The following is a 14,152-nucleotide window of genomic DNA, read 5'->3' on the forward strand; positions in this document are numbered from 1 at the left end:
CATCATTTAAGGGCTCAAATAACAAAAAAATCTTTGAACGCTAAAATTTTAATGGTTAATTTTAAAACAATTCGCCACACAAAGCGGTTTCATAGTTGGTTTTGAAGTCTTTATAAGATACTTTTTTCCCTAATAAAAACATCAATTTACTAATAGCAGACTCGGTTGTAATATCTTTACCCGAAATTACGCCTATTTTTTTAAGCTGACTACTCGTTTCGTAATGCCCCATAATAACACTTCCGCCTGCACATTGTGTTACATTAACAATATGTATGTTATTAGAAATTGCTTTTTTTAATAAATTTACAAACCAAGTTTGGGTAGTGCAATTACCAGCACCAAAAGTTTCTATTATTACACCTTTTAATTTAGGTGTATTTAAAATACTTGCTAAAACAGCCTCTTGCATACCCGGAAACAACTTTATTATTGCCACATTAGTATCCATGTTTTTATGCACAACAAGAGGTTTACTTATATTTGGCTTAAATAAATAAGGTTCGTTAATTTTTAAATGCACTCCAGATTCTGCTAAATCTGGATAATTTAAAGATGTAAATGCTTGAAAATGCTCGGCATTTATTTTTGTTGTTCTATTTGCTCTATATAATTTATACTCAAAATACAAACCCACTTCTTTTAAAATAGGTAAACCATCCTTTTGCATAGATGCTAACTGAATTGAAGTTATTAAATTCTCTTTAGCATCGGTACGCAAATCTCCAATAGGCAATTGCGATCCTGTAAAAATTACTGGCTTAGCAAGGTTTTCTAGCATAAAACTTAATGCAGATGCGGTATAACTCATAGTATCGCTACCATGCAACACCACAAAACCATCAAAATTACTGTAATTAATTTCAATAATTTCGGCAATGCGCACCCATTCTTGTGGGTTCATATTACTAGAATCTATAGGCTCATCAAACGAAACCGTATCTATATTACAATCTATAAGTTGTAATTCAGGTATTCTTTTTAATAAATTTTTAAAATTAAACGCCTTTAAAGCACCCGTTTCAAAATCTTTAACCATACCAATGGTACCACCAGTATAAATTAATAATATATTTGGTTTCATTTTAATAGTATTAATTACACTTTAAAAACAGCCTTAGAATTTTGTGTAGTTATATCTGCTATATCTTCTTCACTCCTATTATATATATAAGACAGTTTTTCTAAAACTTTTACAATATATGCGCTTTCGTTTCGCTTACCTCTATAAGGTGTAGGTGCTAAATAAGGCGCATCGGTTTCTAAAACAATATGTTTTAAACCAATTTCGTTTAAAAATTTATCAATTTTTCCGTTTTTAAAAGTAGCAACACCACCAATACCCAATTTCATATTATACGATATAGCTTTATGCGCTTGTTCTAAACTACCAGTAAAACAATGAAATATTCCAAATAAATCGTCTCCCTTTTCGCTTTCTAAAATCTCGAAAACCTCATCGAAAGCATCACGACAATGAATTACAATAGGCAACTTGTACTTTTTCGCTAATTTAATTTGATAATTAAATGCCTCTTGCTGAATTTTTAAAGTCGATTTATCCCAATACAAATCAATTCCAATCTCTCCAATAGCATAAAAACTTCGCTTTTCTAGTAAATCTTCAATGTGCTTTAGCTCATCTTTATAATTATCTTTAACATGTGTAGGGTGTAAACCCGTCATTAAAAACACGTGTTCTGGAAAATCTTTTTCTAACTGAAGCATAGACGCTGTATACTCTGAGTCTATTGCTGGAATAAAAAATCTTGAAACCCCTTGCTCAATGGCACGATTAATCATATCGTGTCTATCTTGGTCAAAAGCATCACTATATAAATGCGTATGTGTATCTGTAATAATCATGCTGTAAAAATAATGAAGTATTTAATGTTTAACACCCCTTTTACTTATTAAAATTATGGGCGCTACCACAAGGGTCGGGCTATCGGCAGTCGCTTTTTTGTGTTGCATATGTGCAACAACACAAAAAGAGCTTCAACAAAGCCTCTATCCCTAGCGCAAACCACACAACTCCCATTAAAAAACAAAAAAACTCGATAATTAGGCTTCTGCGTTCGCAGGAAATTATATTATATTTACAGCATGCAAATTTCCAAAGGAAAAAAAATATACTTTGCCTCAGACAATCATTTGGGAGCACCAACAACAGAAGCTTCAAAGCCACGCGAAAAAAAATTTGTAGCCTGGCTAGACGAAATAAAAACAGATGCTGCAGCCATTTTTCTTCTTGGAGATATGTTCGATTTCTGGATGGAATATAAAACCGTAGTACCAAAAGGTTTTACTAGAACCCTTGGTAAACTTGCCGAAATATCAGATTCTGGTATTCCTATTTACTATTTTGTTGGCAATCATGACCTTTGGATGAACGGGTATTTCGAAGAAGAACTAAACATTCCTGTGTACCACAAACCCCAAGAATTTACCTTTAACAACACAAGTTTTTTTATTGGACATGGCGACGGTTTAGGCCCAAAAGACAAAGGTTATAAACGCATGAAAAAAGTATTTACAAATCCATTTTGTAAATGGTTATTTCGTTGGCTACACCCAGATATTGGCGTACGTATGGCACAACACCTATCTGTAAAAAATAAACTTATTTCTGGCGATGACGATGCTAAGTTTCTTGGCGAAGACAAAGAGTGGCTTGTACAATATTGCAAACGCAAACTAGAAACAAAACACCGCGATTATTTTGTGTTTGGGCACAGACACTTACCATTAAATATAGATCTTAACAACAACTCTAAGTATATTAATTTAGGAGATTGGATTAAATACTACACCTACGGTGTTTTTGATGGTGAAACATTGGAGTTAAAAGAGTACAAAACCTTAAATGAGTAAAACTTACATCAAGAAAAAAGTATATTCTTTTTGGATTGACCTTACTGACAAACAAAACCCATTTTAACTAAACCTTTTACACAACAAACTTGCACGCAAGAAGGATTGAGGCATTTGTTGAAGCTCCTCGCAGAGAGCGACTGCCAAAAGCCTGGTTGCCATTTTTTTTGGCAACTTGCCCCAATTATTACGTTTCGTTTTCGTGTGCTTCTATATCTTTTGTTAAATCTAATTTTCTAAACGACGGAGAGACCAAACCTGTAGTAACTACAGTAATTAAAGTCATGGTGCCACCAAAAACTACTGCTGTTGCTGTACCCATAAGTTTTGCTGTTAATCCGCTCTCGAAAGCCCCCAACTCGTTAGAAGACCCTACAAACATTGAATTTACAGACGATACGCGACCACGCATTTCGTCTGGTGTTTTTAATTGAAGAATGGTTTGCCTTATTACCATAGAAACCCCATCTGTTACACCACTAAAAAACAAGGCTACCACAGATATCCAAAATACAGACGATAAACCAAATACTATAATACAAACACCAAAACCAAAAATAGCTGCTAACAGTTTCATACCTGCATTTTTACTAATTGGAATGTAGGCGGTAACTAACATGGTTAAAAAGGCTCCAACCGATGGTGCTGCTACTAGTATACCAAAACCTTCTGGACCTACTTTTAAAATATCTTCTGCAAAAACTGCCAATAATGCCACTGCGCCACCAAATAAAACCGAAACCATATCGAGAGTTAAGGCTCCTAAAATGGCTTTTGTTTTAAACACAAAACGCACTCCTTCTTTTAAGCTTTGCATTACAGGTTCGCCTATTTTAGGGTTAAGAATAGGTTTTCGTTTTATTTTAAATAACACAAGAAGTGACAGTGTAATTAGACCAAAAATAATGCACAAAGACCAATGTACGCCAATCCAGTTAATAGAAAAGCCTGCAAAAGCAACGCCCAATACACGTGCCATTTGCCATGTAGAGCTATTCCATGTAGCTGCATTTGGATATATTTTTTTAGGAACAATAAGAGCTACAATAGAAAAAATGGTAGGCCCGAAAAACGATCGTAAAAATCCGCCAAAAAACACCAAGGCATAAACAGAGTAAAGTATACTTTGTGTAGACCAAGTATTAGACACATTTTGAGATGTTAGCCAAAAAAGACCAAAGCTTATTAAAGAAAAGGCAGCTATACAAATGGCTAATAAATTTCGTTTTTCGCGTTGGTCTACAATATGCCCTGCAAATAAAGCCATGCTTAATGCGGGAATAATTTCCATTAAACCTATTAAACCTAAGTATAACGGATCTCCTGTTAAGGCATACACTTCCCATTCTATAACAATAAATTGCATAGACCAGCCGAATACTAATAAAAAACGGACAAGTAAAAATATATTGAATTCTTTAATACGCAAAGCTGCGTAAGGATCGGTTTTTGCCATAATATCGCTTTGTTAAAGCAAATTTATTTTTAATATTATTTTATATCTCTTAGTTTAAATTGAAGCGAGATATTGCCTTTCCACTCGTTTTCATCAACAGAGTAAACTGCGCTAAAAGGATTACCGCTAGAAATAACATCCAACTTATCGCCCATACTAAAACCTATACCAACAAAACTGTTTGAAGACAGATCTGGTTGCTTAACTGTTATTCTTAAATGTGTTTTATCGGCTCCTACACATTTACCATACCCTGTATCTATTAAATTATCAGACATAAAAACAGGTGTCATATTATTTGGTCCGTAGGGTGCAAATTGTTTTAAAATTCTATAAAATTTTGGCGATATTTCGTCTAGATTAATCTTATAATCTATTTTAATTTCTGGTGTTAATAGCGCTCTATCTATTGTTTTGTCTACCACTGCCTCGAAAGCTTGTTTAAAAGCCTCGTAATTTTCTTCTTTAAGCGTTAATCCTGCTGCATATTTATGACCTCCAAACTGCTCTACATGTTCGCTACAAGCCTCTATAGCATTATACACATCGAAACCACGAACAGATCGTGCCGAAGCTGCTAAATACTCGCCACTTCGTGTAAAAACTAAAGTTGGTCTGTAATAGGTTTCTATTAATCTAGAAGCCACAATACCAATAACGCCTTTATGCCAATCTTTGTCATAAACAACAGTAGTAAAACGCTCCTGCTCTTTTTGTTCTTCAATTTGTTTAAGAGCTTCTTCTGTAATGCGTTTATCTGTTTCACGTCTATCTAGATTATATTCATCGATCTCTGCTGCATATTGTTTCGCCTTATCTTCCTCTTCCTCAGAAAGTAATGTTACTGCGTAATTACCATGTTTCATTCTTCCAGCTGCATTTATTCTGGGTGCAACAGTAAAAACAACATCGGTAATGGTAAGTACTGTTTTTTCTACCTGATCTAAAATAGCTTTAATTCCAGGTCTTGGACTCGAATTAATAACCATTAACCCAAAGTAAGCAAGCACTCTATTTTCGCCATCTATAGGAACAATATCTGCGCCTATAGCTGTAGCTACCAAATCTAGATATTGTGTTAAATCGTCTACCGTTTGCCCGTCTTTAGAGGCTAACGCCTGTATAAGTTTAAAACCAACACCACAACCGCAAAGCTCTTTATAAGGGTAATTACAATCTTCTTGCTTTGGGTCTAAAACAGCCACAGCATCTGGAATTTCGTTTCCGGGTCTGTGATGATCGCAAATAATAAAATCTATACCCAAAGATTTTGCGTGTGCCACTTTCTCGATGGCTTTAACACCGCAATCGAGTGCTATTATTAAAGTAAAATCGTTTTCTAAAGCAAAATTTATGCCTTTGTAAGACACGCCATAACCCTCGTCGTAACGATTTGGAATGTACGTATGAACAAGCGGATATTTCGATTTTAAATACGTAGACATTAATGCTACAGAGGTTGTACCATCTACATCATAATCGCCATAAACTAAAATATTTTCGTTATTAGCTATGGCTTTCTCTATACGAGTAACAGCTTTATCCATATCTTTCATTAAGAATGGATCGTGCAATTCGTCAAGACTTGGCCTAAAAAACTTTTTAGCATCTTCAAACGTTTCTATGCCACGTTGTAATAATAGCGTAGCAACAACATCGTCTATACTAAGTACAGATTTTAAAGCTTCTATCTTTTCTTTTGGCGGTTTTGGTTTTAGCGTCCAACGCATTTGTTATGAATTATGAAAATGAGTTTCTATAGATAGCTCTGCAAATTGACGAAACATCTCCATAACGCCACAGTATTTCTCTACCGATAAGTCTACTGCTTTCTGAAGTTTCTTTTCGTTTAAATTGTCTCCATAAAAATGAAAACTCATAACAACTTTATCATAAAACTTAGGGTGCTCGTCTGTTAAATTAGCATCTAAATCTATTTTAAAATCTGCAACATCTAGCTTCATCTTTTTTATTAGAGAAGCAACATCTAAACCAGAGCAACCAGCTAAACCAGAAAGCATCAGCGCTTTAGGACGATACCCTTCTCCTTTACCTCCGTTTTCTTCGCCTGCATCTATAAATAAATTATGCCCCGACGGATTTGTGCTTTCAAATCGCATCTCTCCCAACCATTTTGTGGTAACTTGAACTCCCATTTTTTCTTAATTATTTTTTGTTACTTGTAAATCTCAAAAATAAGACTTAAAAAATTAAAATATGCCTTTAGTAACACCATTATCTTCAGATCACGATTTAGAAACAAAAAAACTTGCCGAGTTTTTTAACGAAACCCTTGGGTTTTGCCCTAATTCGGTTTTAACTATGCAACGTAGACCCGCCATTAGCAAAGCTTTTATTAATTTAAATAAAGCTGTTATGGCTAATGAAGGTCGAGTAACATCTGCATTAAAGCGTATGATTGCTTGGGTATCTAGCAACGCTACAGGTTGTAGATATTGCCAAGCCCATGCTATAAGAGCTGCAGAGCGTTATGGCGCAGAACAAGAACAATTAGATAATATTTGGGAATACCGCACGCATCCTGCATTTAGCGAAGCAGAACGTGCTGCTTTAGATTTTTCTTTACTTGCCAGCCAAGTACCAAATGCTGTAGACAAAGAAATTGAAAAGCGTTTACATGAGCATTGGGACGAAGGTGAAATTGTAGAAATGCTTGGCGTTATTTCTCTTTTTGGATATTTAAATAGATGGAACGACAGTATGGGAACCACTATTGAAGGTGGCGCTGTAGAAAGTGGTGAACAGTATTTAGGAAAACATGGCTGGGAAAAAGGAAAACATATTTAGGTTTTCTAGCATTTTTAATGCTGTTTGCTTTTTAATAAATTGGATTAAAACCTTTCTAGAAATAGTGAGGTTTTTTTAATTCTGCGTTTTAAAAATGAATAATTCACCTTTTTATTTTACAATAACCACCGGAAAGCCCTATAAACATTAGGTTTAAAAAAACAGTGTACTTTTGTCCCTTTAGATTAAGCTAAAACAAGGTGATTTTAAAAACAACAACAACCACAAAAACACGTAAAAAACTAATAAACAGAAAGATACACTCTAAAGTAGTTGTCCTTTTAAAACGTATACTTCTTGCCATAGATTTGATAAAACATCAAACCCATGGAAACATATTTAATTACAAGCTCAATTTTCACCTTTATTATTATGCTTTGTAAAGAACTAAGGTTAGGCTTACTTACAAGGTTATGGCTACATAAAAAACTTCATCCTCAAGCTACTTTAAAAGACATAGAAAATTTTGAAAAAAACACGAAGCCAAAATATTTTCTTAGTTTAAAAAAAGATATTGAGCCAAACCAGTAATTATATCATGCCTTTAATACGGGCTCTTAATACGGGCAACACCTCTACTTCGAACCAAGCATTTTTTGTTAACCAAAATCTATTTCGTGGCGATGGGTGTGGTAATGGTAAATATTTAGGCAAATATTCGTTATGGTTTTTAACAGTTTCTGTTAAGGTACGTTTTGCCTCTTTACCCAAATAATATTTTTGAGCGTATAGGCCTATTAAAATCACCAATTCTACATTTGGCAACTTATTTAATAAAGGCTTGTGCCATTGTGGTGCACATTCTTTACGTGGTGGCAAATCTCCTGTTTTTCCTTTTCCTGGGTAGCAAAAACCCATTGGCATAATGGCAAATTTGGTTTCGTCGTAAAAATCTTTATCAGATACGTTTAACCATTTTCGCAATTGTTTACCGCTAGCATCGTCCCAAGGCACTCCAGAGGCATGCACTTTTGTACCTGGCGCTTGGCCAATAATAATTATTTTAGATTCGGGATGTGCAGATACTACAGGTCTTGTACCCAAAGGCAAGTGTGCTTCGCAAATATCGCATTGCCTTATGTTATAAAGTAAATCTTTCATGCTTCATTAAGACACGCTAAACTTAATTAATTTTAGTTACGTAATTTTTTTATCATGAAATTCTAAACCAAGAAATCACTCAGTCCTTTTATAAATACGCTATTTCTTTGTTAAAGCAGTGCCTTTAAAACTTAAACCATCAAAACCAGTACTTATAAAATTTCTTATATTTTGATGCCCATCTCCATTAGGATCTTTTAAAACATCGTCAAAATAATACTGTCCAAAACTAGCTAAGGTTTCTTCCTTAGTCAAGCCTTCGGCTATAGCAAAAGCAAACAATTTACACGATCCAGAATTTTGTCCTTCAGCATTTGCTAAAGCTCCGTTTTTAAAAGCTGTTGGAGTAAAATTGTAATTGGCTTCAATAGCACTCATTGTTTCAGAAAACTGAATATCTGTTGGTGTTGCTTTTAATTTTTTTTTAAATGCTTCTATATTCATCTTAATAATTTTAAATGCTTAACTCTATTTTAAAATAGAATAACTATAATTTATTTTTTGGAATTTCCACCTACTACAATAACAATTTCGCCCTTTGGTGGTTTATTGGTGTAATATGCTAAAACCTCTTTTGCTGTACCACGAATAGTTTCTTCGTAAAGCTTAGTTAACTCTCTGGATACCGACACTTCTCTATCTTCTCCAAAATATTCGCAAAAGTGGCCTAATGTTTTTACCAATTTATGCGGACTTTCGTAAAAAATAATGGTTCTTGTTTCTTCTGACAAAAGTAACAATCTGGTTTGGCGTCCCTTTTTAACAGGCAAAAAACCTTCGAAAACAAACTTATCGTTAGGCAAACCAGAATTTACTAGCGCAGGTACAAAAGCTGTAGCACCAGGCAAGCAATCTACCTCTATATTTTGTTCTATGCAGGCTCTAGTTAAAAGAAAACCTGGATCGGAAATAGCAGGCGTACCTGCATCGCTAATAAGCGCCACAGTTGTACCTCCTTTTAATTTTTGAATAACACTGTCTACCGTTTTATGCTCGTTATGCATATGGTGAGACTGCATATGTGTTGTAATTTCAAAATGTTTTAAAAGCTTACCAGATGTACGTGTGTCTTCGGCTAAAATTAAATCGACGTCTTTTAAAACTTCTATAGCTCTATATGTAATGTCTTTTAAATTACCTATTGGTGTTGGTACAATGTAAAGTTTACTCATTGGTTAAAATTAAACAACTCGATATCTCGAATTAATTATTTTCGCTTGCAAACCATTCTGCAAAACAGCTATCGGTTTCTTGAAGCTTTAACGAATGTAAGTTAAGCTGCTTTGGTAAACGATTTTTAATTTTCTCTGCAAAATCTATAACCATCATTTCGCTAGTTGGCTGGTAATCTACAAGTAACACATTATGCCCAAGACTTTTCAAATCTTTAGCAAGATCTACATGTGGTGTATTTTTATTAAACACAGTAGCATGATCGAACACATCTACAATTTCTTCTTTTACTATTTTTTTTAAATCTCCAAAATCTATTACCATACCAAATTTTACATTTGTGCTATCTGTAATTGGTTTTCCTATTACGGTAACCGATAGTTTGTAGCTATGCCCGTGTATATTTTTACACTTACCATCGTACCCATAAAGAGCATGACCTGTCTCGAAAGAGAATTGTTTTGTTATGCGAATATTACTCATTAGTTTACTTATTTACTTTGCAAAGATATTCATTTTGTAAAAGCAATTGGTTTTTAGATTACATTTGCGCACTTTTAAACGGACATTATTTGTAATGTATTAATTTTTAAAAGGTTTACTTGCATATGAATGCGCTTTTTAAAAATCTTGACTTTAACACCAACACCGCTTACGAAAAGATTATAGACAACTTACTTCAAGACGGTTACAGTATTTCTGAAAATTTTTTCTCTAGTACAGAAGTTGAAACTTTACGACAATCTTTATTAAATAAACACAAAGAGAATGCTTTTAAAAAAGCTGCAATTGGTAATAAATTTGATGAAATTATTGTAAAGTCTATACGGGGAGATATTATTTTATGGATGGACGAAACCAAAGCAGATGTTTTTGAGTTCCCTTTTTTTAATAAAATAAACCACTTGGTTAATTATTTAAATAAAACCTGCTTTTTAGGCATTCTGCATAAAGAATTTCACTATGCTTTATATCCTAAAGGCACCTTTTATAAAAGACATATTGACACTTTTCAAAATGATGGTAGACGAAAACTATCTTTTGTTTGTTATTTAAATGAAGATGGATGGTTGGAAGAAAACGGAGGAGAATTGGTTTTATATCTAGACAAAAACGGACAAGAGGTTGAAAAAATTATTTATCCTTTTCCTGGTCGTGTTGTTATTTTTGAAAGCCAGAAAATAGAACATGAAGTAAAACCGGTAAAAACAGAACGTTTAAGTATTACTGGCTGGTTAAAAACAAGATAACTATCTTCTTTTTCTGCGGTTTACCACATAAACAATTACTAATACTAAGCCAAGAACAAGAAACAAGCCATTACCACTTATAAACGATAGAATTTCCATTTTTTAATTTTTGTTTTTATTTAAAAAACGAAATATACAAACTATTATTAAAGTTACAAACGCCACTTACTATTTACCATGTTATAATTACAAAATTAAACACTTGGTATTTTGCCCTCTATAATAACTCTATTAATAACATTATTATCGCCTTTAGGCTCCATGGTTACAACACTACCCATAGTTTGCGCTCTTCTTTTTACATTAAAAAGGTATACCGAATTTAACAAAGCTTCGCTTTTAAATTCATTACCATCATCTGCTGTTATTATAGTTAGCTTATTATTTTTATCTATAGAAAAATCTATAGTTACGTAAGTTGGCTTAGAATACTTTAAGGCATTCTCTATTGTTTCTCGTAATATTAAAAACAACTGTCTGTTCCAATATTTTGGTAGCTTATATTCATCTTTTGCCAAGTTCGATTTTATATTAATACTAACATCACTATTCTCGTTTGCCAAATTATATACATACATCTCTAACTTATTAAGAGTTAAAACCAAAGAGTTGTTTTTACTTTTGTTACTCCATATAAAATCTTTAATATCTTCTTGTAAATTTTTTAAACTATGCTCTAAATTCGATTTAAAAACCTCTAGTTTTTCGCTACTAGTATCTTCTGTTTTAAAAAGAGATAAAAAGATCTCGTAAGAATTAGATATACCACTAAGCCTATTCCCAAAATTATCTTGAATATCTGTAATTATATCGTCTTGTATGTTTTCTAACTGTTGCTCTAATAATTCTTTTTCTAAAAGGCTTTGTTTTGCTATTTGATTGGCAGAATTTAGATTTTGAATAACCGCTATTAATTGATTATTTTTTCTGTAAAGAAGTAAACCCAGAACTAACAAAATAGTAAGCAAAGACACTAATGTAACATTTAATAATTGTTGAGCTCGCTTTTCTTTTTTGATAATTTTTAATTTATTATTGGTATCTTTAATATGAAGCTTTGCCTCTACCTCTTTATAAATATTAAGCGCCTCTCTTTCTTTAAGAAGGTTTTTATATTTAAAAACAGAGTCTATAACCTTAAAACCTTCTTTTGCATTGTTTTCTTTTTTTAACTGGTCGAAACGATCTTCATATAACAAATAGATAATATCTAAATTATCTATAGCTTTTGCATGATTTATACCTTTATAGAAATAAAAATCTGCTGAATCTTTATTCTTTAAATTATAGTAGGCATAAAACAAGGCTTGATAACTATACCCTTCTGTTATTACCTCTTTATTTTTAAGAATAAAAGGCAATGCTTTATTAACATACTCTATAGAGTTTTTATAGTAACCATTTCTTCCGTAATCGTAGCCTAAATCATGATAAACGTGCGCCTTATCGTCTTCTGTCTCAAAATAATCTAACGCTTCGAAATAATATACTTTTGCATTTTCAAAATCGTTAATCTCGGCATAAGCAATACCTATGTTATTCGATACATTTCCTACTTCGTTTAGCAAATTAAGCTTTTTGTAAATAGCTAAAGCCTTTTTATAATAAACAATAGCTTTATTTTTATCCTTTAAAGCAGAAAACGAAAGACCTAAATCGTTATTAGCTCGCGCTATTAAAGTATCTGATTTTTCTTGCTCTGCAATTTTTAATAAATCTTCTGATAAAGCCAATGCTTCACCAAACCGTTGTTGTTTGTAAAAAAACGTCCTAAAACGTTCAATTCTTTTTAAAATAGAATCGCTATTTATTTGACTCTGTTGAGAGAATACAGAAATACTAATAAAAAATATGCATATAAAAAGCTTTATTTTTAATATCATTTCTTATAATTTTTTCAAGGAGATAATAATCAAAAAAGTTTAACCTAAAAATAAGAAAATTCTTTAGGTATATAAACCTTTAACTTATTTATTTTCAATTAATGGCACAAACAAACTACGAAACCTAATAATTAATGGAATACCACGAGCAATAACCCAAAATGTAATAGCAATAAAAATGGCATGTAGCTTATAACCTAAACCATCTAACCAAAATAAAATTGGAATAAAGACAATAAAGGTTGAAAAGAGTAAAACGTTTCGTAAATATTTCATTTTTCCTAATCCTTTAAAAATACCATCAAAAATAAAAGCCAAAGTGCACAGAGGCTGCATAACAAGCACGAGCCAAAATACAGCATTAAATTGCTTTAAAACCTCTGGTTCTTTAGTAAAAATACTACCAATAGAAAAATAAAAAAGCGATCCTAGAACAGCTAAAACAACACCTATTATTAGCCCGTATTTAATAAGTTTATTACTTAATTTTAAAAGTAAACCATAAGCTTTTGCTCCAAATAATTTGCCTGATAAAATATTACCAGCACTTGCATAACCATCGACAATAAATGCGCCCAAAAACCACAAATTAATAGCTATAGTATATGCAGCAATGTAAGCAGGACCATAACTTGTTGCAAATGCACTCGCATAATAAAGCGTAACATTTAATGCTATTGTACGCACAAAAAGGTTTAAAATCATTAAAGAAAAACGACTCATTTCTTTATTTAACGGAAAACTTATTTTTAATGGAATAACTGTTTTTTTAAGTAAAAACCAAGCAGATAGTAAAGCCATTATAAGCTGAGCTACCACACTAGCATATGCTGCGCCTTTTATATCCATTGGTAATATGTAACCACTTATACCGTACACCAATATAATGTCTAATACAATATTAGCTAATGCACCAATAATAGCAATAACCATTGGGTAAAAGGTATTTTGCAACCCTCTAAATGTACCAAAAACAGCAATTGTAAACAAAGTAAAAGGAAATCCTAAAACCCGAATTAAATAATAATCGACACTATAATCGAGTATAATACCAGAGGCATTGTATAGTTTAAATATATATTTAGCAAAAGGATAAGTACAAACAATAATTAATAAACTTAAAGAGGTAATAAAAAAAATAGCCTGACTTGGTAAATTCTTAATTTTATCTAACTGGTTAGCACCAACGTATTGAGAAACTATAGAAGATATTGCACTTCGTGTTTGCCCAAGCACCCATATAAGCATAGACATAAAAGTGGTAACAATACCTACCGCAGCCAAAGACTCTGTTGCATTTACACTAACATGCCCAACAATAGCAGCATCGGTTAAAGACAAAATAGGCTCTGACACGCCAGATATTAGCGCAGGAATTGCCAATTTATTAATTTGCTTAAAACTGATGTTAGTCTCCAAAAAGATAAATTTATAAAGTAAAAAGCATTCTAAAAAATTAGAATGAGTTACGCTTTTAAATGTTGCTAAGTTCGTAAAATTTTAACACCTATCCTTTTTAAAAAAACCATATTATTAAATGCTCTTAAAGTAAGCTATATTTTTATATAAAATAGGTGAGTCTAGCAAAAATTGCCAGACTCACCTGC

15 protein-coding genes are annotated in these 14,152 nt (G+C 32.6%); 4 read left to right on the plus strand and 11 right to left on the minus strand.

Translation table 11 applies throughout. The annotated features are described in order from the left end of the window. Positions 1–61: 61 nt before the first annotated feature. Both ABD715_RS05615 and ABD715_RS05620 read right to left on the minus strand, forming a co-directional pair. Positions 62–1,084: an asparaginase gene (locus ABD715_RS05615; protein WP_344787133.1), complete on the minus strand. Its 1,023-nt coding sequence runs from the start codon at positions 1,082–1,084 to the stop codon at positions 62–64. A 14-nt stretch (positions 1,085–1,098) separates the two neighbouring features. Continuing rightward, on the minus strand, positions 1,099–1,866 hold the full coding sequence (locus tag ABD715_RS05620; protein WP_344787134.1) for a TatD family hydrolase: 768 nt from the start codon (positions 1,864–1,866) through the stop codon (positions 1,099–1,101). Between the two features lie 240 nt (positions 1,867–2,106). On the opposite strand from ABD715_RS05620, the gene ABD715_RS05625 reads away from it, so the two are divergent. Continuing rightward, complete coding sequence (locus ABD715_RS05625; protein ID WP_344787135.1) at positions 2,107–2,874, plus strand: UDP-2,3-diacylglucosamine diphosphatase; 768 nt, start codon at positions 2,107–2,109, stop codon at positions 2,872–2,874. A 187-nt stretch (positions 2,875–3,061) separates the two neighbouring features. On the opposite strand, the gene ABD715_RS05630 is transcribed toward ABD715_RS05625, so the two are convergent. The 3 genes from ABD715_RS05630 to ABD715_RS05640 are packed head-to-tail and all read right to left on the minus strand — an operon-like array spanning position 3,062 to position 6,486. Beyond that, positions 3,062–4,330, minus strand: a complete 1,269-nt coding sequence (locus ABD715_RS05630) for an MFS transporter (RefSeq protein ID WP_344787136.1) — start codon at positions 4,328–4,330, stop codon at positions 3,062–3,064. Positions 4,331–4,365: 35 nt separating this feature from the next. Beyond that, a complete protein-coding gene (gene recJ, locus ABD715_RS05635) occupies positions 4,366–6,060 on the minus strand; it encodes a single-stranded-DNA-specific exonuclease RecJ (protein ID WP_344787137.1) in 1,695 nt (564 codons plus the stop codon). A 3-nt stretch (positions 6,061–6,063) separates the two neighbouring features. Beyond that, positions 6,064–6,486 (minus strand): OsmC family protein, encoded by a 423-nt coding sequence (locus ABD715_RS05640; RefSeq protein WP_344787138.1) that lies wholly within the window; start codon positions 6,484–6,486, stop codon positions 6,064–6,066. A gap of 61 nt (positions 6,487–6,547) precedes the next feature. Between ABD715_RS05640 and ABD715_RS05645 the strand changes: the two genes are divergently transcribed. Continuing rightward, entirely contained in the window at positions 6,548–7,138 is a 591-nt protein-coding gene (locus tag ABD715_RS05645) for a carboxymuconolactone decarboxylase family protein (protein ID WP_344787139.1), read from the plus strand. 327 nt (positions 7,139–7,465) lie between these two features. Continuing rightward, on the plus strand, positions 7,466–7,669 hold the full coding sequence (locus ABD715_RS05650; RefSeq protein WP_344787141.1) for a hypothetical protein: 204 nt from the start codon (positions 7,466–7,468) through the stop codon (positions 7,667–7,669). Here the strand turns inward: ABD715_RS05650 and ABD715_RS05655 are convergent, their stop codons facing one another. The 4 genes from ABD715_RS05655 to ABD715_RS05670 all read right to left on the minus strand — a co-directional run bounded on the left by ABD715_RS05655 (position 7,670) and on the right by ABD715_RS05670 (position 9,895). Further along, positions 7,670–8,239, minus strand: a complete 570-nt coding sequence (locus ABD715_RS05655) for a uracil-DNA glycosylase family protein (protein ID WP_344787143.1) — start codon at positions 8,237–8,239, stop codon at positions 7,670–7,672. It lies immediately after the preceding gene. Positions 8,240–8,338: 99 nt separating this feature from the next. After that, entirely contained in the window at positions 8,339–8,683 is a 345-nt protein-coding gene (locus ABD715_RS05660) for a HopJ type III effector protein (RefSeq protein ID WP_344787144.1), read from the minus strand. Positions 8,684–8,733: 50 nt separating this feature from the next. Then, positions 8,734–9,411, minus strand: a complete 678-nt coding sequence (rsmI, locus tag ABD715_RS05665) for a 16S rRNA (cytidine(1402)-2'-O)-methyltransferase (RefSeq protein WP_344787145.1) — start codon at positions 9,409–9,411, stop codon at positions 8,734–8,736. Positions 9,412–9,442: 31 nt separating this feature from the next. Beyond that, the gene (locus tag ABD715_RS05670) at positions 9,443–9,895 is read right to left on the minus strand and encodes a 6-pyruvoyl trahydropterin synthase family protein (RefSeq protein ID WP_344787146.1); all 453 of its coding nucleotides are present in this window, start codon (positions 9,893–9,895) and stop codon (positions 9,443–9,445) included. Positions 9,896–10,020: 125 nt separating this feature from the next. Between ABD715_RS05670 and ABD715_RS05675 the strand changes: the two genes are divergently transcribed. Continuing rightward, a complete protein-coding gene (locus ABD715_RS05675) occupies positions 10,021–10,662 on the plus strand; it encodes a 2OG-Fe(II) oxygenase (RefSeq protein ID WP_344787147.1) in 642 nt (213 codons plus the stop codon). Positions 10,663–10,856: 194 nt separating this feature from the next. On the opposite strand, the gene ABD715_RS05680 is transcribed toward ABD715_RS05675, so the two are convergent. Then, a complete protein-coding gene (locus ABD715_RS05680; RefSeq protein ID WP_344787148.1) occupies positions 10,857–12,545 on the minus strand; it encodes an ATP-binding protein in 1,689 nt (562 codons plus the stop codon). A gap of 84 nt (positions 12,546–12,629) precedes the next feature. Next, on the minus strand, positions 12,630–13,964 hold the full coding sequence (locus ABD715_RS05685; protein ID WP_344787149.1) for an MATE family efflux transporter: 1,335 nt from the start codon (positions 13,962–13,964) through the stop codon (positions 12,630–12,632). Between the last annotated feature and the right edge of the window lie 188 nt (positions 13,965–14,152).

This window comes from Postechiella marina (genome assembly GCF_039538365.1).
GTDB lineage: Bacteria > Bacteroidota > Bacteroidia > Flavobacteriales > Flavobacteriaceae > Postechiella > Postechiella marina.

Bases quoted from the DNA above. Each gene is read 5' to 3' on its own strand.
- ABD715_RS05615 (WP_344787133.1), bottom strand. From the start codon at position 1,084: ATGAAACCAAATATATTATTAATTTATACTGGTGGTACCATTGGTATG.
- ABD715_RS05620 (WP_344787134.1), bottom strand. From the start codon at position 1,866: ATGATTATTACAGATACACATACGCATTTATATAGTGATGCTTTTGAC.
- ABD715_RS05625 (WP_344787135.1), top strand. From the start codon at position 2,107: ATGCAAATTTCCAAAGGAAAAAAAATATACTTTGCCTCAGACAATCAT.
- ABD715_RS05630 (WP_344787136.1), bottom strand. From the start codon at position 4,330: ATGGCAAAAACCGATCCTTACGCAGCTTTGCGTATTAAAGAATTCAAT.
- recJ (WP_344787137.1), bottom strand. From the start codon at position 6,060: ATGCGTTGGACGCTAAAACCAAAACCGCCAAAAGAAAAGATAGAAGCT.
- ABD715_RS05640 (WP_344787138.1), bottom strand. From the start codon at position 6,486: ATGGGAGTTCAAGTTACCACAAAATGGTTGGGAGAGATGCGATTTGAA.
- ABD715_RS05645 (WP_344787139.1), top strand. From the start codon at position 6,548: ATGCCTTTAGTAACACCATTATCTTCAGATCACGATTTAGAAACAAAA.
- ABD715_RS05650 (WP_344787141.1), top strand. From the start codon at position 7,466: ATGGAAACATATTTAATTACAAGCTCAATTTTCACCTTTATTATTATG.
- ABD715_RS05655 (WP_344787143.1), bottom strand. From the start codon at position 8,239: ATGAAAGATTTACTTTATAACATAAGGCAATGCGATATTTGCGAAGCA.
- ABD715_RS05660 (WP_344787144.1), bottom strand. From the start codon at position 8,683: ATGAATATAGAAGCATTTAAAAAAAAATTAAAAGCAACACCAACAGAT.
- rsmI (WP_344787145.1), bottom strand. From the start codon at position 9,411: ATGAGTAAACTTTACATTGTACCAACACCAATAGGTAATTTAAAAGAC.
- ABD715_RS05670 (WP_344787146.1), bottom strand. From the start codon at position 9,895: ATGAGTAATATTCGCATAACAAAACAATTCTCTTTCGAGACAGGTCAT.
- ABD715_RS05675 (WP_344787147.1), top strand. From the start codon at position 10,021: ATGAATGCGCTTTTTAAAAATCTTGACTTTAACACCAACACCGCTTAC.
- ABD715_RS05680 (WP_344787148.1), bottom strand. From the start codon at position 12,545: ATGATATTAAAAATAAAGCTTTTTATATGCATATTTTTTATTAGTATT.